This window comes from Acidovorax sp. 99 (assembly GCF_003096455.1).
In the GTDB taxonomy this organism is placed as follows: domain Bacteria; phylum Pseudomonadota; class Gammaproteobacteria; order Burkholderiales; family Burkholderiaceae_C; genus Acidovorax; species Acidovorax delafieldii.
Genome location: NZ_QEKU01000001.1, coordinates 523,649 through 541,400, shown reverse-complemented (window position 1 = coordinate 541,400; position 17,752 = coordinate 523,649). Strand labels below are relative to the sequence as shown.

The following is a 17,752-nucleotide window of genomic DNA, read 5'->3' as shown; positions in this document are numbered from 1 at the left end:
GGCGTGGGCAGAAGGAAGACCGCGATTATCCTTGCCACCCTCGGACACCTCAGAACAACGTAGAAAGTACCCCGCATGGCCATCCAGTGGTTCCCCGGTCACATGCACCTGACCCGCAAAGCCATCACCGAACGCATCAAGGACATTGACGTGGTGATCGAGGTGCTGGACGCGCGCCTGCCCGGCTCCAGCGCCAACCCCCTGCTGGCCGAGATCACGGGCCACAAGCCCACGCTCAAGGTGCTCAACAAGCAGGACGTGGCCGACCCCGAGCGCACTGCGCTGTGGGTGGACTGGTACAACGCCCAGAGCGACACGCGCGCCGTGCCGCTGGATGCGTCCGACCCCGCCCCTGCGCGCAAGCTCATCGACGCCTGCCATCTGCTGTCGCCCAACCGAGGAGGCATGGCCAAGCCCATGCGCGTGCTCATCTGCGGCGTGCCCAACGTGGGCAAGTCCACGCTGATCAACACCTTGACCAACAAGCGTCATGCCAAGACGGGCGACGAGGCGGGCATCACCAAGCTGGAGCAGCGCATCACCCTGGCCGACGACTTCTACCTCTGGGACACGCCGGGCATGCTGTGGCCGCGCATTGTGGTGCCCGAAAGTGGCTACAACCTGGCCGCCAGCGGCGCCGTGGGCCGCAATGCCTACGACGAGGAACTGGTGGCGCTGGAGCTGCTGCGCCGCCTGCAAAAACACTACGCCCCCTTGCTGGAGTCCCGCTACAAGCTGGGCCTGCCTGCGGGGGCCGTGGCCACGATGCACGACGAGGAACTGCTCGCAGCCATCGGCAAGAAGCGCGGCGCCATGCTGGGTGGCGGCAAGGTCAACCTGCAAAAGACGGCCGAGATTGTGATGACGGACTTTCGCACCGCCATCCTGGGCCGCATCACTCTGGAAACGCCCGCCGAGTTTGAAGCCTGGCGTGCTGCAGGCCTGGCCGAAGACGCCAAGCGCCAGGCCAAGAAAGACGCGCGTGCCAAGGCCAAGGGCAAGGGCTCTGGCGTGCGCGAGCCTGCGCCGGACAGCGACGCGGACTGATTGATCAGGCCTGCGCCTGCGGGCCTTTAGGCTGCGGCGGCCATTTTGGGCCGAAGCTGGCGACGGTTCTTGGTGACACCGATGCAGATGCCGATGGATGGGCGCCGCAGCCACTCCAGCGGCGTTTTGTTCATAGGCGTTTTCTATGCCTGCGGTTACGATGGTTTCCTCCCCCGTAATTCCCGTCGCCATGGCCGAAGCCCCTGTTGTTCCGCTGCCAGACCACGAAGACGCTACAACGCGCCACCTGGTGCGCGTAGCGGGTTGGTCCGTGATGTTGCTGGGTTTTGTCATCGGCTTTCTGCTGCTGTGGGATCAGCCCGTGCAGCCAGTGCGCGTGGCGCTCAACTTTGTCGCTGGCTGCATTGGCGGCACGGCGCTTCTGCTGGCCCGCTGGCGGCGGTGGACGCTGGCCACCTATCTGCTGGTGTGGGGCGTGTGGGTATCGGTGTCGCTGGTGGCGGCTCGCAATGGCGGCGTGAACGGCCCCAACCTGCTGAACTACCCCGTGATCATTGTGCTGGCCGGATGGCTGCTGGGAGCGCGTGCCACGCTAACGCTTGTGGGGCTCACGGCCCTGCTGTTCCTGGGTTTCATCTGGGCGGACGTTCAGGGGTTGCTCAAGCCCGTTCAGGTGGCCAACCGCGTGGCGGGTGCTGTGTACCTTGCAGGCATTCTGGTGCTGACCGCTGCAGCCACGCTGCTGTCGCGCCGCAACTACATGAGCCGGGTGCGTGAGGCCCAGCAGACTGCGGCCAACCTCGCGGCCAGCGAGGCGTCGCTGCGCAAGCTGTTGCGGGCAGTGGAGCAAAGTCCAGAGGCCATCGTCATCACCGATCTGCGCGAGGACATCGAGTACGTCAACGAGGCCTTTGTGCGCCGCACGGGCTACGCGCGCGACGAGGTGGTGGGCCGCGCCTCGGCAGACTATTCCAGCAACGGCCTGGCGCCCGCGCAGCGCGAGGGCCTGCGCACCACACTGGCGCGCGGTGACAGCTGGGCAGGCGAACAGGTCAACTACCGCAAGGACGGGCAGGAATTGATCGAGTCTGTAGTGGTGGCCCCCATCCGCCAGACCGACGGCCGCGTGAGCCACTATGTGGAGCTCAAGCAGGACATCACCGAACGCAAGCGCGCTGCCGATGAAATTCACCGCCTCGCGCATTTCGACGGCCTCACCAGCCTGCCCAACCGGTCCACCCTGATGGAGCGGCTGCACGTGTTGCGCGGGCGTGCAGGTCGCCCGCCTTCCACCCAGCATGCCTTGCTGCTGCTGGACCTGGACCGGTTCACCACTTTCAACGATGCGCGCGGCAGCGAGATGGGGGACCGACTGCTCTGTGCCGTGGCGCTGCGGCTGTCCGAGATCCTGCCGCCCCAAGACCTGCTGGTGCGCGTGGCGGGCGATGAGTTTGCCGTGGTGCTGCATGGCCTGGGGGTGGATGCCTCGCTGGCGGGCCGGCATGCGCTGGCCTTTGCCGAAAAACTGCAGGCCGCCTTGCTGCGCCCCTTGCGTCTGGAGGGCGATGCGCAGGACGCCCAACTGGGCGCCAGCGTGGGTATCACCCTGTACCCCCAAACGTCGGACGACGGTGCACACGATGCGCTGCGGCGCGCGGGCACCGCCCTGCACCGCGCCAAGCAGGCCGGGGGCGGACGGGCTGCGTTTTTTGAGCAGGGCATGGGCGAGGCCGCCGAGCAGCGCTTTCGGGTGGAGCGCGAACTGCGCCATGCCATTGGCGCAGGCGAGCTGCGGCTGCACCTGCAGTCGCAGGTGGATGTGTCGGGCCAGGTCACGGGTGCCGAGGTGCTGGTGCGCTGGCAGCATCCGCGTGACGGCCTGGTGGCGCCGGGCGTGTTCATTCCGGTGGCCGAAGAGTCCGACCTCATCGTCAGCCTGGGCGAGTGGGTGCTGGCCCATGCCTGTGCGCTGCTGGCGCAGCCGGTGTTCCGCGAGCGGCGGTTGCGGCTCTCGGTCAACCTCAGCGCGCGGCAGTTCCGGCAGGCGGGTTTTGTGGGGCAACTGCGGGCAGTGCTGGCTGCCACGGGGGCCGACCCCCGGCTGCTGACGCTGGAGGTGACCGAAGGCCTGGTGATCGACGACTTTGATGATGCGGTGGCCAAGATGCGCGCCCTGGCCGCGCTGGGCGTGGACATGTCGCTGGACGACTTTGGCACCGGCTACTCATCGCTGGCCTACCTCAAGCGCCTGCCGATCCAGGAGATCAAGATCGACCGGTCGTTTGTGCACGAGGCCCCCACCAATGCCGACGATGGCGTGCTGGTCGAAGGCATCTTGTCGGTGGCACGGCACTTCGGCCTGCGTGTGGTGGCCGAGGGGGTGGAGACCCAGGCCCAGGCCGACTTCCTGCGCCAGCGCGCCCCGGACATCGTGTACCAGGGCTACCTGTTTGGCCGGCCAGAGCCCGATGCACAGTGGCTGGCGCGGTGGGCCCAGCCTGCCTGAGCCCTGCGGCGGCGAGCGCCGAATGAAGGGCTGCCTGATGCGGAATTTCAAACAAAAATAGCTGCAGGCGCTTATGCAATATGCGCCTGAAGCTATTGTTTTGGTAGCGTATTCGCCGGGGCAGGCGGAGTGCTGGTGTGACCTATTTGTTTTTGTCTTTGCCCTTGGGCATGACGGTGGTCATCGGTGGCATGGGCCGGTCCGATGTGCTGTGTTCCTTGGGCGGCGAGGTGTCCTTTTTGGGTTTCTTCGCCATCTTGTTGCTGCGCTGTTCACCTTTGGCCATGGGGCCTCCTTGAAAGGTCTCGGGATGGGACCGTGCGAGGATGGTACGTCACAAATTGCGCTGTTGGCGGCCGCGGGGGGCTACGCGCCTGCGCCTTCTGTAGCCTGCCGCACACCATCACCCAGCGCCCGCACGGCCAGCCGCTGGTCGTAAGCCAGTGCCAGCGCGTTCAGCACCGCAAGGCCCATGCCCAGCGCGCAGGTGGCGCCCCATCCGCCCCACAGCCAGGCCACCGACCCCATCGCCGAGCCGGTGGCCGCACCCACAAAGTAGCTGGTCATGTACACCGCGTTCAGCCGCGCGCGGGCGGTGGGGTCCAGCCGGTAGATCACGTTCTGGTTGCTGATGTGTACGCCCTGCAGCGCCAGGTCGGCCACCAGCATGCCCACCACAAACCACACCAGGCTGCTGGCGCCCAGCCACAGCGCCCCCCAGCCCAGCAGCAGCAAACCTACCGATGCGGCGGTGGCCACCTGCGCCTGCCCACGGTCGGCCATGCGGCCCGCCACATTGGCCATGAGTGCACCAGCCACGCCCGCCAGCCCCACCAGCCCAATGCCGGCGTCGCCCAGTCGGTGTGCAGGCCCCGCCAGCAGCAGCGCCATGGTGGAGAACAACACACTGACGGAGGCAAACGACAACCCTCCCAGCAAGGCCCGGCTGCGCAACCGGGGGTGGTGCAAGGCCAGCGTGCCCAGCGACCGCAAGACCTGTCCATACCCCTGTGTCGGTGCTGAGGTCGTATTGCGGGACATGGGCATCACCCACCACAGCGCCAGCGCCACGGCCACTATGGCGACGCCCGCCACCCGGTACACCAGCGTCCAGCCGCCCACCTCCGACAGCAGCCCCGCCACACTGCGCGCCGCCAGAATACCGGTCAGCAGCCCGCTCATCACCAGCCCCACGGCCCGGCCGCTGCGGCCCGGCGCTGCCAGGGTGGCTGCCAGCGGCACCAGCACCTGCGCCGCCACCGAAAACAGGCCAGTGAGCAGCGTGCCCAGCGCCAGCATGGCGTAGTTGTGCGCAAACCCGCTGGTAAACAGTCCCAGAGCGGCCAGCAGCATCAGTGTGGTGATGAGCCGCCGCCGCTCCAGCAGGTCGCCCAGCGGCACCAACAGCAGCAGCCCTGCCGCGTACGCCACCTGCGCAAGCGTCACGATGAGCGCCGCCGACGCGTCCCGCACTTGCAGCTGCGTGGCAATGGAGTGCAGCAGCGGCTGGTTGAAGTAGTTGCTGCCCGCACACAGGCCGCAGGCCACGGCCATGAGCAAGAGCACCGGCGTGCTCAGGCCGGAGGCGCTGGGTGGTGGCGCATCTGGATGAGCGGGTGCACGGGAGCGGGCTGGGCGGTGGGATGAAGTCATGGAGGGTGCAGGTGCGTGCAGGGGGCGCATGCAACGCTCATGCCATGAGCCAGTGCATGGGTCTCAATTTCCTGTGGGATCCGGTTCGGCATTGGCGAGTGACATGAACCTTGTGCGAGATGTCCAGCACAAAGCCGGTGTGAAACTGTGATGCATTTCGCGAAAGCAGCGCGCTGCGCCATGGCGTCGCATGAAGGCTGGGTGGCCTGCAGCCAGGTGCTCGCCTATGATGGATGCGAGCCCGTCGCCTGTCGCAACGCCGGGTGCAGCTGAGTCAGCGATGCGTGTTTTCAACCGGAGATTGCCCATGAGCATGAAGCTGTTTCGTCAGTGGGGCGCATCGCTGTGCCTCGGGTTCCTGGCCACGGTTAGCGTGTTGCCAACGTTTGCACAGGACCTTGCCGGCGCCAAGGATCACCCCGCCGTGAAACGTTTTGGTGGTAGCACCATCGTGGGCTACGAGGTGCGCAACTTCGACGCCGTGGAGTTCCAGACGTCCACGTTCAAGGAGTTCGACCTGCAGACCTACAAGCGGCGCTACGTGCAGCCGCCACTTGCTCTGGAAGGCAAGCTCACCCGCCTGTGGTACGAGGCCCCCGGTGCCACGCGGTCGCTGGAGCTGTTTCGCAACTATGCCAACGACCTTACGGCCAGCGGTTTCACGGCGCTGTATGACTCCACCCGTGACAGTGCGGCGGGCAGTTACACCAACTTTTTGGCCAACTTCAGCAGTGGCCAGCGCGACTTCATCAAGAACAACCGCAGCGAATACGTGATGTATGGCGCCGATGCGAGCACCGTGCGCACGGGGACCTTCCAGAAGGGCAACACTACCGTGCGCCTGATCTCCATCGACTGGCCTAAGGAAGACGCTACGTACAAATCCAGGCAGGGCGCCTACATCGCAGTGGACATCCTGGAAACCAAAGCCATGGAGCAGAACATGGTGGTGGTCAGCGCATCGGACATCAGCAAGTCCATCACGGCCAATGGCAAGGTCGCCATCTACGGCATCCTGTTCGACACTGGCAAGGCCGACGTGAAGCCCGAGTCCAAACCCTCGCTGGAGCAGATCGCCGCCTTCCTGAAGGCCGAGCCCACTGTCAAGCTGCATGTAGTGGGCCATACGGATAGCGTGGGCAGTTTCGATAGCAACCTGGCGCTGTCCAAGCGCCGCGCCGACGCAGTGGCCGCCGTGCTGGCCAAGGACTACGGCATTGCGGCCAATCGCCTGGTGGGCAATGGCGTCGCGTCGCTCGCACCTGTAGCCAGCAACAACAGCGATGAGGGCAAGGCCAAGAACCGGCGCGTGGAGCTGGTGCCGCAGTGAGATTTTGTCGCTGATGCATGCAGCTGGGTTGGGCTCCTTCAACCTAACCTGGGCACTGCACTTGTCGGTGCCCACTCATCCAACGTCACGCCTTCGCCGCGCGGGCAGAACATCTGCATGAGACTTCTTGTGGCCGGATTGGGCTTGGGCATTGCGGTGGCATCGACAGGCTGCCAACCGCGAGTTGTGGAGTCTTATGACTTCGGCGTTCAGATCGCCAGGCCCGCTTTTGCGACAGAAGAGGACGTCAAGAATCTGGCCAACGCAGAATGTGGACGCGGGCGGGAAGCCGTGTTCCAGCGCTTTCACGGACCTGGTCGGTATGTGTTTTCCTGCAGATCAAAATGAGAGTCTGGTGTTGCTACCGTGGGCAGAATTGCTCTGCTACCACCGCACCGGCCCCACCTCATCCCGCCAAAATATCCACCGCCGCGTCTCCATATACAGTGACGTGCTGATGGAGTAAGGGTCCATGCCCGCCTCGCTGCGTTGCAGCCGCACCAGGTAGCCGCCATAGCTGGCTGCCCACAGGGTTTCTCCATCGGGGGATGCATCGACAGCGCTGATCGTGCTGCCGATGTGGTGGCGCCACAGGGCTTGTCCCTCGTCGCTGATGGCATGCAGGTAGCCGTCCGCATCGCCCAGGATCACCAGGCCCGGCAAGGTGACAGAGGCGTACACGCGGCAGCGTTCGTCCAGTGGTTGGGTGTCCTCATCGGTCGCTTCCGGCGGTGCCGCCCCGATGGGGATCGAGCAGGTACTGCCCCAATACAGATGGCATGAGTTGGCAAACAGGCGTGTGCCGTCGTGCGAGAACACCGCGTGGTGGGGGTAAGACGATAGGGGCTCGTGCTCGGCCGCCACAGCGCCGTGCGCGTCCAGCAGGATGTGGCAGCTGTCCTGGTCACCCACTGCGATGTGACGCTCATCAGGCGACAGGGCCATGTGCAGCATGTCCAGCGCCAGCACGGTGACTGTCTCACCATCGACCTCCTCATCCATCTGGTTCTTGGGCCAGGTGTAGGGGCCATCTTCTTCAAACGTCTGCGGGTGCAGGCGTTGCACTGGGCTGTCGGCACCTCGGTTTGCGGGGTGCAGAAGATACACCCCTGTGGGGTTGCGCAGCAGCACGCGCAGGCCATCGTTGAAGGGAATGATTTCATCGCAGCGCTGCCCCAGCGGGCCTGCCGACACCTGCACCTGCGGGGGCAGGCCTTCGTTGCCGCGCGGCAGGGCAAATTGCGCAATCACAGGGCCATTCCACCCGTGGTGGGTGGTGATGTGCAGGCCGTCGCATTGGGCAAAGCACCGGCGATCGGGCGAGCGGCCCAGGCCCCGGATGGCGGGCAGGGGCGTGTGCTCTGTGCCATGCAGCAACACCCAGCGGGCGTCGCCGTCATGGGCCGCGCCGATGCGGGCGACCACACGGTCATCGTCCAGCACAAACACGGGGCCGATGAATTGGCCGGCCTGGGCGGCACGCGCCACATAGGCATCCGGAGCAAAGGCAAAGCGCTGGCGAAACCGCGTGGCAAGCTCTTCGTCGGCCCAGTGGCTCACCACCCGCGCCAGTTGCAGCACGGTGGGCGCATCGGCCCTGCGCGGGTCTTCGGGCAGGGCGTTGTCGTGTTCTTCGGCGCCGTTGTCCTCATCGCCGCCACTGGCTGTTGCCGATGCCTCGGCGCGGTGGGCATCGTTGGCCAGCTGGTGCGCGCGGATAGCCGCTACGTAGGCTTGCCCATCGGCCTGCCACTGCTCCGACAGCGTCATGAGTTCGACGGGAAACACAGCGGCATCGGGTAGGTCGGGGGGCAATGGGGGGGTAGTCAGCAGTTGCACGGCGGCTTCGATGCGGCGGGCCTCGGCCTGCTGGGCCTGCGCCTCTTCGTGCCGCGCGCGGATGCGGGCCTGCACCAGACCGTGAAAGCGCAGCAGGCGGGCAATGTGGTCGGCGGCGCAGCGGGGCAGGGGGGCGCGGCTGTCGCTCTGGCGCTGGGCGTAGCTGAACTCGACAGCGGCCGGCCCCTCGCGCGCCTCGTCCACATGGATCTGGTAGGCGCTGTGGGCGTTGTCTTCGTCATCGCCCGGCGCGTCATCACCGTTGCGCCAGCTGTATTTGAGCGCGCGGCCCCAGGGTTCGCCGTCGTGCATGCAGGGCTGGCGCGCCCCCACCCAGACCTCGCCCTCCCAGTAGCCGTTGCGGTCGCTGTCCCACCAGTCGTTGTACTGTTCGGTGAACACGGGCAGGCTGGTGAAGGCCTCGATGTGCTCTGCCGTCAATGTGGCCTGCAGGCGCGGGTAGAGCGGGTAGCGTGCACGGTGCTGGCCCACGGCTTTGCGCACGTAGTCCAGCACACCGTGCCAGGCGTGTTCGCAGGCCTTCCAGGCGTCGGGGTCGTGGCCGGGCTCGGCGGGGGGCGCCAGCACCTGCCAGTCGCCGGGCTCCCCCTGCGTGTAGCGGCGATAGAGCAGCGTGCGCTGTGCGACCGTGGGGGCCGCGTGGCGCCACAGCTTTGTGACCAAGCGCTCCAGCCAGTTGCGCGGCGCGGGCACCTGCTCCACCGACAGGTAGAAGTCCCAGGTTTTCCACACCGTAATGAACACGTTGTCGTCGCGCGCGTCGCCTTCTTCGTCCACATGCCGTTGGCACAGTGAGAAATCAGTCTGCTGGAACCAGCCGTAGGCTTTGTGTTCCTTGTGCGCGATCACTGGCGTGTGCACCACGGCCAGGATGTTGTCGATGCTGATGGAGTTGTCTGCGCACAGGTCGTCGGCCACAGGCTGGTCGGCGTGGATGTCTGCGCTGCTGCGCACCGCGCTCTGGCCTGCCCGCACGGCGGCCAGCACCTGGCGGCGGCTGATCATGGCGGCCAGGCCGTCTTCGCCGGCGTCCACGCCCTCGTGGAACTCGGGGGAGAACACGGCACCCACGATCTCGGCCGAGAACTCCGCACGGTGGGGCACACCGCGCACCTCGTCCAGCAAAAACTCCACCTGTTCTTGGCCTTCGATGTGCAGGTGGTACTCGTCGGTGAACAGCGCCACCCGGGCTTGCAGCCCACCACGCACGCGCAGCTCGCCATGGTTGTAGTGGCCCCAAAGCAGGTCATGCACCTGCAGCGCACCTTGCACACACACCAGCTGTCCGCCGATCACGGCGTTCTGCACGTGCAGGTTGCCGTTGACGACCAGGTGCGTCGTGCCATCGGTGTCGGCGCTGGTCAAGGCGCCGTCGATGCGCAGGTCTCCATCCACCACGATCACAAAGGGCGCACGGGGTACGGAGGCCTCATTGGGGCCGTCGGGTTGCTCTTGCAGCCATTGGCGCAGCGGGCTGCCCTGGGCCAGGGGGGCGTCGAGGTGCAGCGCAGGCCAGTGCGCGTCGCCTGTGATCCACAGCGCGGTTTCATCGGCCAGGGCCTCAGGGTCCTGCGCCAGACGCTCGGCCATCCAGCAGTCGCGGGGAATGCGGTGGGCCAGATCGGCCAGTGGGCAAAGTCGGGCAGTGGGCATGGGAGGGGCGCAGGAGGGACTCAACCGGCGGGCATCGTACACCGCGCCCAGCAATGATCCGGCTTTGCGCAGACAATGATGTGTCATCTTATTAATTCATTGCCATGACGCAGAACCCCCCCGTTTTTGAAGTCCTCCCCCGCGACCTCTCTGCCTACCGCCAGGGCAATGTCGGCATCGACTATGTGCACCGCTTCGAGTCGGGCAAGCCTGGCCCGCATGTGCTCATCAATGCACTCACGCACGGCAACGAGATCTGCGGCATGGTGGCGGCCACCCACCTGCTGGACACGGGTGTGCGTCCCCTCATCGGCACGCTGACCGTCAGCTTTGCCAACGTGGCCGCCTACGAATCGTTTGACCAGAGCCGCCCGTTCGAGAGCCGCCAGCTGGTGCACAACCTCAACCGCATCTGGTCGGCGGCCGAGCTGGACGGCACGGCGGACAGCCCCGAGTTGCAGCGCGCCCGCGTCCTGCGCCCCGTGGTGGCAGCGGCCGATCACATCCTCGACATCCACTCCACCAGCCAGGACGTGCAACCGTTCTGGGTGTACCCGGCCTACCCGCGCAATGCGGAGGCGGCGCTGGCCATCGGCCGCCCGCCGGTGCACCTGGTGATGCCCAGCGGCCTGGGCTCGGGCACGCCGCTCATCCAGCACGGCCGCCACGGGCAGGCCGACGGGGGCGGTGTGGCGGTGGTGGTGGAATGCGGCCAGCACTTCCGCCAGTCGGCGGCCGACCTGGCCACGGCCGTGGCGCTGGACTTCCTGGCGCACTTCGGCCTCATCGCGCCGGTGGCTGATCGGCCCGCACCCGCCGAGCAGCGCCGCTATGAACTGCTGGAGACCTGCATGGTGCGCACTACCGACTTCCGCTTCACGCGGCCTGTGCAAGGGTTTGAAGTGTTTGCCAAGGGGGACCTCATCGCCACCGACGGACCGCACGAGATCCGCGCGCTGTGCGACGACTGCACCATCCTCATGCCCACCCGCGAGCCCATCGTGGGCCGCGAGGCGGTGTACCTCACGCGGCCGATCTGAACCGGCTGGTACGACGCCAGACCTGCGGGCGCGTCGTCCGCCGGTCTGGCTGCAACGGCCTGAGGTTGTTCAGGGCGGAACCACCGCCTGTGTGCGCTCCTGGCGCACGAGGTACAGGCCGCTGCCGATGATGATGGCGCCGCCCAGCAGCGTGCTGTAGCCAGGCACTGTCTGCCACAGCACCCAGTCCAGCCCCATGCCCCAGGCCAGGGCCGTGTACTCGAAAGGGGCTACCACCGAGGCCTGCCCGTGGCGAAACGCCTCGGTGATCGCCAGCTGGCCCGCAAACCCGGTCACGGCCAGCCCTGCCACCAGCGGCCAGTGGGCCTGCGCCACGCCCAACCACTGGGGCCATGCCAGCGCACCGGCGCCCAGTGCCAGCAGCGTGGTGGTCCAGAACACCAGGCTGGCACTGGAGTCGGTGCGGGTGAGCATGCGCCCCGTGATGGCCGATACCGCATAGCAGGTGGCTGCTGCCAGCACCGCCAGTGCGCCCAGGGTAAAGAACGCCTCCTGGTTGGGCCGCAGCGCAACCAGCACCCCCACCATGCCCAGCACAATGGCCACCCAGTGAGCGGGGCGCACCTTTTCGCGCAGCACCACGGTGGACAGCGCGGTGATGAGCAGCGGGGCAATGAAGAACAGCGTATAGGCCTCGGCCAGCGCCAGTTCACGGATGGCAAATGCAAACAGCGCCAGCATGGCCACGTTGAGCCCGCCGCGCAGCAGGTGCAGCGGCCAGCGCACCTTCAGCAGCCGGGGCACTTCGCCACGCCACAGTGCGTACAGCGCCACCAGCGGCAGCGCCGCCCAGCCCCTCAGCGCCGCGACCTGCATGGCGGGATAGTGGGCGCTCAGCGTCTTGAGCAGCGCATCCATCAGCGAAAAAAAACCCACCGCAGCCACCATGGCGATGATGCCCCGCAGGTTGCTGGACGGTGCAGCCTGTATGGGCGGGGCGGGCGATGCGGAGGACTGGGAAGGGGCGTTTTCAGCCATGGGGATGCTTTAGATTTTGCAGAGCGTGCGCCACGGCCGACACGGCGTTGGGTGCGGAAGAGGGCTCACAGCTGCCGAATAGGGAAGGCATTGCGGGAGCGCGTCGGCGCCATGGCGGCCGCCGCGCAGAGCAGGGGCAAAAAGTGTAGCGCAGGGGATGGCAGTGAAGTGCCGCTGAACGCAGCGCCGCTTGTATTGCGTGGCGGTCTGCTTCAGGGTGTGCGCCCATCGACTGAAACACCCGGCAGTGCCCCCAGCCGACCACGGTGGATGATGGGGCAGTTGAGCACCACCCGCGTTATCTGCAGCGTGATCTGGCCTTTGTCCTGGGCGTCCAGCACTTCTTCCTCGGACCGCAGGGTGCGAGCCTGCGTGGCATCGACCCAGGTGACCTGAACCAGTTGCCACAACGGGCTGTAAGCCGTGTAGGCATTTGCAGACCCCACAGGGCGGGGAGCGGATGCAAACACGCTGGCCTGCTCGAAGTTGGTGGTGCCGTAGACGCGATCGGTCGCCCCCAGGCGCTGCATGCGCTGCATGCCAGGGGATGTGGATGCCTGCGGGTCGGGCAGGGCGTTGGCCAGCAGCGGCGCGTAGTTCGCATGCTTGGCGCGGGCCATGTCGGCATCGGATGCATCGGTGGTCACATAGAGGACCTCTTGCCCCTCGAACCAGCCACGAAGCAACGGCAGGTGTGCCTTCTCAGGGGGATCGATGGGAGCTGGCGCCGTGCCGCACGCCACCAGGGCGATCAGGACCACTGCCGAAGTAGCCATTCGCAGCCGGGACTGCAGGAACTGCGGGGACAACGTGGTGCAACGGAGAATGGTGCGCATGGTCGGGTCCAGGATCGTGGAATGTTGCGGGAAGGCGTAGAGTCAGACGATAGTGCTTGCAGGCTTTCCGCATCGATGTGGATGAGGAGAACGAACATGGACCCCATGCGCATTCTGTTGATCCAGGGACACCCAGATGCCCTGGCGCCCCACTTGTGCCACGCCTTGTCCCAGGCCTACGCCTAAGGGGCCATGGCGGCGGGCCACGTGGTGAGGCTGGTGGATGTGGCCGCCATTGATTTTGCCCTGCTGCGCAGCCAGTACGAGTGGGAGCTGGGCCTGCTGCCCGCGTCTCTCAAGCCTGCGCAGGCTGACATCGGCTGGGCGCAGCACATCGTGCTGTTCTTTCCGCTGTGGCTGGGCGACATGCCAGCCTTGCTCAAGGGTTTTCTGGAGCAGGTGGCAAGGCCTGGTTTTGCCTTCAACCCCGAAGGCGGCAACCCCTTTGGCCGCAAAGGGCTCACCGGGCGCAGTGCGCGGGTGGTGGTCACGATGGGCATGCCGGCGCTCGTCTATCGCTGGTACTTCCGTGCACACAGCGTGAAGTCGCTGGAGCGCAATATCCTGGGCTTTGTGGGCTTTGTGGGCTTTGTGGGCTTTGTGGGCTTTGTGGGCTTTGTGGGCTTTGTGGGCGTTGCGCCGGTGCATGAGACGCTGGTGGGCAGCGTGGATCAACTGGGCGAGGGTGGGGTTGCCAAGTGGAAGGCGCGCATGCGCGCGCTGGGGGCCAAGGCGGCGTAGGCCACAGGCGCGGCTGGCCGCATCGCCGCGTTCTTCAGCCAAACGTGCGCGCCATGCCCATGGCACCCATGCGCTGGCTGATGGCAAAAAATTCCGCCACGGTGTCTTCAATGATCTGCTGCGCGGTCTTGACGGAGTCAATCAATCCCGCGGTCTGCCCCGCCAGCGCAGGGGCCGCCTCCATGTCACCGTCAAAGTACACGCGCTGGATGCCCGCAAAGCTGTCGGCGGGCATCAGGCCCGCCTCGTGGATGGCCTGGGTGCGCTGCGACTTGAGCGCGCGGATGCAGGGGCTGGCCTTGGTGTTGAGCATCCAGGTGCCGGTCACGCCCGCATCGACGATGGCGTGCTTGTAGTTGGCATGCACGGGGCTCTCGGCGCAGCTCACGAAACGCGTGCCCATCTGCACGGCCTCGGCCCCCAGCGCAAACGCAGCGGCCATCCCGCGCCCGTCGCAGATGCCGCCGGCTGCGACCAGCGGAACATCTACCTGCGCGCGAATGGCCTGCAGCAGCACCAGAGTGGAGACCTCTTCGGGGTTCTTGAAGCCGCCGCCTTCACCGCCTTCGACCACCAGGCCGTCAATGCCTGCGTCCACGCATTTCAGCGCGGCGTCCACCGTGGGCACCGCGTGGTACACGGTGATGCCCGCGTCCTTCAGCGGCGCAATGAACTTGGCCGGGCTGCCCGCTGAGGTGGTCACAAATTTCACACCCGACGCGCACACAAAGCGCAGCATGGCGTCGTCCTTCAAAAAGCGGATGGGCAGGTTCACGCCAAACGGCAGGCCCAGCGCGCTCATCTTGGTGATCTCGGCCTGGCAGTTGGCCGTCTCGCCGGAGGACGTCTCAATGATGCCCAGCCCACCCGCGCGTGACACCGCCGAGGCCAGCTGCGTGCGCGCAATCCAGCCCATGGGCGCCTGGATGATGGGGTAGCGCGCACCGGTGTGGGCAAGGACGCGGTTGGTGGCGGGTGCGGTCATGGGCAAGGTCTCCTGATTTTTTGAGAGCGCCCATTATTTCGACGGGCATGCCGTCGCCGTGTCGCCCGCGTTACGGGGCCGGGACGGGGGTCTCGTGCCAGGGCAGCTGGGCGAACAGGCGCTGCCAGTCGGCGCTGGGGATGGCGCTGAGGCTGAGGTTGGCATCCTCTGCCATGTTGTGCCCAGGCCCCCAGCCCGCAGGCACCGGCCATTGCAGCCCGCTGTCAAATGTCATCGCCACCCCCGACACCGGGTGCGGCACCGTCAACTGCCACGCATGCAGCCACAGCCTTTGCTGGCCCAGCCGCTCGGCCCACCAGCGGTTGAGCGGGCCCTTGCCGTGCGTGGCATCGCCAATGATCGGGTGCGCCAGGTGCTTGAGGTGGCGGCGGATCTGGTGGCGCCGCCCCGTGGTCGGGAGGGCCTCGACCAGCGAGGCGCGCGTGGTGGCAAAACGCGCGTCGCTGGCCTCCGGCAGCGTGAGCTGCGCCAGCCGCCGAAAGCGTGTGTGGGCGTCCTGCACGGCGGCGTCCGCAGGCGCATCGTCGGGCTTCAAGGCGTGGTCCACCTCGATGGCCTCAGGTGCCCAGCCGCGCACCATCGCCAGGTAGCGCTTGTGCGTGGCGCCATGCTCAAACGCCTGCGACAGCGCGCGCGCCGCATCGCTGTGCAACGCCATCACCAGCACGCCGCAGGTGCCCTTGTCGAGCCGGTGCACGGGGAACACATGTTGGCCCAGCTGGTCTCGCAGGGTCTGCATCACAAACCGCGTCTCGCCCGCGTCCAGCCCCGTGCGGTGCACCAGCCAGCCGGCAGGCTTGTAAACGGCCACCAAGTGCTCGTCGCGCCAGAGGATGTGCAGGGGAGGGGGCATGGAGGAATGTGTGTGCGCCATCGCGGGCTAGGGATCCTCTGCACGAATCAAGCGGCAAGTGAGCGCAGCGGATCGGGAGGGGCTGCAAGGCGCAAAACGCAGCAATAGCCGTAGCTATTGCGAGTATTTGCAACGCTGCAGACCGCCCGAGGCCGCTGATGCACACGGCGCGCTGATTCGTGCAGAGGATCCCTAGGGGAAGGCGCGGATTGTGCCGCACGCCCCGCTGCCTACACTGGCCCCGTTCAACCCTTGCAAAGGATGCCCAGGTATGTCCGCAGGAGACTGGAAAGACATGTACGCCGCCGCCGTGGCGGGCGACCTGGCGCTGGTGCGCCACCACATCAGTGCAGGCGTGAACCCCAACTACCAGCATCCCGAGATCCTTTGCACGCCGTTGGTGGCGAGCCTGATCCAGGGCCACCACGAGATCGCCCACTACCTGCTGGCGCATGGGGCTGACCCGGGGCTGCGGTCGGACTTCGACGACATGACCCCACTGGAGGCCGCGCGCCGCTACCGGCGCACCGAGTTCATCGCCTTGCTGCAGGCGCAGGGCGCCAAGGAAGAGCGCAAGCCGTTCTGGTGGCGCTGGTTGCCCATTTAGCCCCCGGGTTGCTTGGCGTCCTTTCCCCAAGGGACGCCACCCGTGCGCTGCGGCGCTTACCGGGGCCGCGCCCGTCTCAATGGGGCGACTGGCCTGCGTGAGCTGCTTCTTTCGCCCTGAGCTTGGCGCCGATGTACTCGCCGTGCGTCACATGCAGCAGGCCGGCCACCTTGCTGATGGTGTGCATCTCGTTCTCGTCCGGGCGTGCGTCTGCGTAGGCGACCTGCCACATGGCTTCAACGAGCTGGATTTTCTCGTCCTGCGTGAAATGCTCGTTCAGCTGGCTGGTGAAGCGCTGGTAGTCGTAGGCGGTTCTGGAGGTGGCTGCGGCCTGTTCCAGCAGGCGCTGCAGTTCATCGTCACTTAGTGCAAATTGCCGGTGCAGTGCGGTTTGCATCACGCTGCGCTCCGCATCGCCCACCGCCGACTGGGTCCGTACCACCTCCACCAGCAACACGGCGGCTGCCAGTTGCACAGACCGCGCACGCTCTGCAGGAGATGGCGTGGGGTTGAATGGGGTGAGGCTTTCAAGCAGGTCTTTGAGGGCTTGGAACATCGTGTGGTTTGCTGGCTGCGTCAGTAGGGTGGAGGCGTTGGGGATGGGGTTGGTTCCGCTGACATGTGCTGGCTGCGCACGTTGCGCTCGCTGCGGCACAAAGCCCCGGCGACAATCGGGGGCCATGACGAAGAAAACCATACTCCCCTTGCAACTGCTGGTTGCCCCCGACAAGAACGACCCCGCACCGCTGATCCTGTACCACGGGCGCAATTGCCCCGATGGCTTTGGTGCGGCGCTGGCGGCATGGCTGTACTACGGCGACCAGGCTGAATACGTGGGGCTGGACCACGGCGATGTCAAGACCGTGGACGACCTGCCGCCCCTGCAAGGCCGCGCGGTGTACATCCTCGACTTCTCGTTTGCCAACGAGGTGATGGCCGCCATCGACGAGCGCGCCGCCAAGCTGGTCATGCTGGACCACCACAAGAGCGCGGCCGAAAAGCTCACCGGCTTTGCCTGCCGCTGCGGTGTGGTGCACTTCGACATGAACAAGTCGGGTGCGCGGCTGGCGTGGGAGTTTTTCCATCCGCACGAACCGATGCCTGCCCTGTTCAAATACGTGGAAGACCGCGATATCTGGAAGTGGGAGTTTGCCGAGAGCTCTGCCTTCCTGTCAGCCCTGGACATGGAAGAGCAAGGCTTTGCGCGCTGGCGCGAGATTGCCGACTTCACGCCCGATCAGCTCCAGCAGTTCATGGTGCGCGGCGAGGCCATGGACCAGAAGTACCGCAAGCTCTGCGCCGACATCGCCGAAGGCGCGCAGCCGCTGGTGTTCAACGGCATCACCGGCCTGATGGTCAACGCCCCCGGCATGTTCCACAGCCTGGTGGGCGACATCCTCTCGGCCAAAACGGGCACCTTTGCGCTGATGTGGAGTGCAGGCGAAAAGGGCGTGAAGGTGGGGCTGCGTGCGCAGCGCAACTTTGACTGCATCGCGCTGGCCGAAAGCATGGGCGGCGGTGGCCATGCGCAGGCCTGCGGCTTCAAGATGAAGGTGGAGCGCCTGCCAGAGCTGCTGACAGGTACCTTCAACGCGTGATGCCCGGGCGATTTAGAGGATAAATCGCCTGTAGCGCTAGAGCTATATGCCTGAGTAGCTAT

General features: G+C 66.2%; 14 protein-coding genes and 1 pseudogene. 7 read left to right on the top strand and 8 right to left on the bottom strand.

The genetic code is table 11. The annotated features are described in order from the left end of the window. Positions 1–75: 75 nt before the first annotated feature. Positions 76–1,047: a ribosome biogenesis GTPase YlqF gene (gene ylqF / locus C8C95_RS02645; protein ID WP_099730760.1), complete on the top strand. Its 972-nt coding sequence runs from the start codon at positions 76–78 to the stop codon at positions 1,045–1,047. 190 nt (positions 1,048–1,237) lie between these two features. After that, positions 1,238–3,514 carry a GGDEF domain-containing phosphodiesterase gene (locus tag C8C95_RS02640; protein WP_056064812.1) on the top strand — a complete coding sequence of 759 codons (2,277 nt, stop codon included), beginning with the start codon at positions 1,238–1,240 and terminating at the stop codon, positions 3,512–3,514. Positions 3,515–3,656: 142 nt separating this feature from the next. Here the strand turns inward: C8C95_RS02640 and C8C95_RS23635 are convergent, their stop codons facing one another. Together C8C95_RS23635 and C8C95_RS02635 are read right to left on the bottom strand one after the other, a co-directional pair. After that, positions 3,657–3,800 carry a hypothetical protein gene (locus C8C95_RS23635; protein ID WP_165836506.1) on the bottom strand — a complete coding sequence of 48 codons (144 nt, stop codon included), beginning with the start codon at positions 3,798–3,800 and terminating at the stop codon, positions 3,657–3,659. A gap of 80 nt (positions 3,801–3,880) precedes the next feature. Next, the gene (locus C8C95_RS02635) at positions 3,881–5,068 is read right to left on the bottom strand and encodes an MFS transporter (RefSeq protein ID WP_243415763.1); all 1,188 of its coding nucleotides are present in this window, start codon (positions 5,066–5,068) and stop codon (positions 3,881–3,883) included. 406 nt (positions 5,069–5,474) lie between these two features. Here C8C95_RS02635 and C8C95_RS02630 point away from each other — a divergent pair, with 406 nt between their 5' ends. Further along, positions 5,475–6,497: an OmpA family protein gene (locus tag C8C95_RS02630; RefSeq protein WP_116747547.1), complete on the top strand. Its 1,023-nt coding sequence runs from the start codon at positions 5,475–5,477 to the stop codon at positions 6,495–6,497. Positions 6,498–6,881: 384 nt separating this feature from the next. Here the strand turns inward: C8C95_RS02630 and C8C95_RS02625 are convergent, their stop codons facing one another. Next, entirely contained in the window at positions 6,882–10,010 is a 3,129-nt protein-coding gene (locus tag C8C95_RS02625) for a polymer-forming cytoskeletal protein (RefSeq protein WP_116747546.1), read from the bottom strand. Positions 10,011–10,114: 104 nt separating this feature from the next. Here C8C95_RS02625 and C8C95_RS02620 point away from each other — a divergent pair, with 104 nt between their 5' ends. Next, positions 10,115–11,050: a succinylglutamate desuccinylase/aspartoacylase family protein gene (locus C8C95_RS02620; protein WP_116747545.1), complete on the top strand. Its 936-nt coding sequence runs from the start codon at positions 10,115–10,117 to the stop codon at positions 11,048–11,050. Between the two features lie 69 nt (positions 11,051–11,119). Here the strand turns inward: C8C95_RS02620 and C8C95_RS02615 are convergent, their stop codons facing one another. Together C8C95_RS02615 and C8C95_RS02610 are read right to left on the bottom strand one after the other, a co-directional pair. Next, positions 11,120–12,049, bottom strand: a complete 930-nt coding sequence (locus C8C95_RS02615) for a DMT family transporter (protein ID WP_116747544.1) — start codon at positions 12,047–12,049, stop codon at positions 11,120–11,122. A 212-nt stretch (positions 12,050–12,261) separates the two neighbouring features. Beyond that, a complete protein-coding gene (locus C8C95_RS02610; RefSeq protein WP_133246204.1) occupies positions 12,262–12,885 on the bottom strand; it encodes a hypothetical protein in 624 nt (207 codons plus the stop codon). Between the two features lie 96 nt (positions 12,886–12,981). Between C8C95_RS02610 and C8C95_RS02605 the strand changes: the two are divergent. Further along, a pseudogene (locus C8C95_RS02605) lies at positions 12,982–13,626 on the top strand (NAD(P)H-dependent oxidoreductase). 34 nt (positions 13,627–13,660) lie between these two features. On the opposite strand, the gene C8C95_RS02600 reads toward C8C95_RS02605, so the two are convergent. Both C8C95_RS02600 and C8C95_RS02595 read right to left on the bottom strand, forming a co-directional pair. Next, positions 13,661–14,611, bottom strand: a complete 951-nt coding sequence (locus C8C95_RS02600) for a nitronate monooxygenase (RefSeq protein WP_116747542.1) — start codon at positions 14,609–14,611, stop codon at positions 13,661–13,663. A gap of 70 nt (positions 14,612–14,681) precedes the next feature. After that, positions 14,682–15,485, bottom strand: coding sequence for a pseudouridine synthase (locus C8C95_RS02595; protein ID WP_116750111.1), 804 nt, complete (start codon positions 15,483–15,485; stop codon positions 14,682–14,684). 271 nt (positions 15,486–15,756) lie between these two features. On the opposite strand from C8C95_RS02595, the gene C8C95_RS02590 reads away from it, so the two are divergent. Further along, the gene (locus tag C8C95_RS02590; protein WP_116747541.1) at positions 15,757–16,092 is read left to right on the top strand and encodes an ankyrin repeat domain-containing protein; all 336 of its coding nucleotides are present in this window, start codon (positions 15,757–15,759) and stop codon (positions 16,090–16,092) included. A gap of 76 nt (positions 16,093–16,168) precedes the next feature. Here the strand turns inward: C8C95_RS02590 and C8C95_RS02585 are convergent, their stop codons facing one another. Beyond that, positions 16,169–16,648, bottom strand: coding sequence for a TerB family tellurite resistance protein (locus C8C95_RS02585; RefSeq protein WP_116747540.1), 480 nt, complete (start codon positions 16,646–16,648; stop codon positions 16,169–16,171). 124 nt (positions 16,649–16,772) lie between these two features. On the opposite strand from C8C95_RS02585, the gene C8C95_RS02580 reads away from it, so the two are divergent. Then, complete coding sequence (locus tag C8C95_RS02580; RefSeq protein ID WP_116747539.1) at positions 16,773–17,690, top strand: DHHA1 domain-containing protein; 918 nt, start codon at positions 16,773–16,775, stop codon at positions 17,688–17,690. Positions 17,691–17,752: the final 62 nt, after the last annotated feature.

Excerpts from the sequence above, each read along its gene's own strand:
- ylqF (WP_099730760.1), top strand. The coding sequence starts at position 76 with ATGGCCATCCAGTGGTTCCCCGGTCACATGCACCTGACCCGCAAAGCC.
- C8C95_RS02640 (WP_056064812.1), top strand. The coding sequence starts at position 1,238 with ATGGCCGAAGCCCCTGTTGTTCCGCTGCCAGACCACGAAGACGCTACA.
- C8C95_RS23635 (WP_165836506.1), bottom strand. The coding sequence starts at position 3,800 with ATGGCCAAAGGTGAACAGCGCAGCAACAAGATGGCGAAGAAACCCAAA.
- C8C95_RS02635 (WP_243415763.1), bottom strand. The coding sequence starts at position 5,068 with ATGGCCGTGGCCTGCGGCCTGTGTGCGGGCAGCAACTACTTCAACCAG.
- C8C95_RS02630 (WP_116747547.1), top strand. The coding sequence starts at position 5,475 with ATGAGCATGAAGCTGTTTCGTCAGTGGGGCGCATCGCTGTGCCTCGGG.
- C8C95_RS02625 (WP_116747546.1), bottom strand. The coding sequence starts at position 10,010 with ATGCCCACTGCCCGACTTTGCCCACTGGCCGATCTGGCCCACCGCATT.
- C8C95_RS02620 (WP_116747545.1), top strand. The coding sequence starts at position 10,115 with ATGACGCAGAACCCCCCCGTTTTTGAAGTCCTCCCCCGCGACCTCTCT.
- C8C95_RS02615 (WP_116747544.1), bottom strand. The coding sequence starts at position 12,049 with ATGGCTGAAAACGCCCCTTCCCAGTCCTCCGCATCGCCCGCCCCGCCC.
- C8C95_RS02610 (WP_133246204.1), bottom strand. The coding sequence starts at position 12,885 with ATGCGCACCATTCTCCGTTGCACCACGTTGTCCCCGCAGTTCCTGCAG.
- C8C95_RS02600 (WP_116747542.1), bottom strand. The coding sequence starts at position 14,611 with ATGACCGCACCCGCCACCAACCGCGTCCTTGCCCACACCGGTGCGCGC.
- C8C95_RS02595 (WP_116750111.1), bottom strand. The coding sequence starts at position 15,485 with ATGCCCCCTCCCCTGCACATCCTCTGGCGCGACGAGCACTTGGTGGCC.
- C8C95_RS02590 (WP_116747541.1), top strand. The coding sequence starts at position 15,757 with ATGTCCGCAGGAGACTGGAAAGACATGTACGCCGCCGCCGTGGCGGGC.
- C8C95_RS02585 (WP_116747540.1), bottom strand. The coding sequence starts at position 16,648 with ATGTTCCAAGCCCTCAAAGACCTGCTTGAAAGCCTCACCCCATTCAAC.
- C8C95_RS02580 (WP_116747539.1), top strand. The coding sequence starts at position 16,773 with ATGACGAAGAAAACCATACTCCCCTTGCAACTGCTGGTTGCCCCCGAC.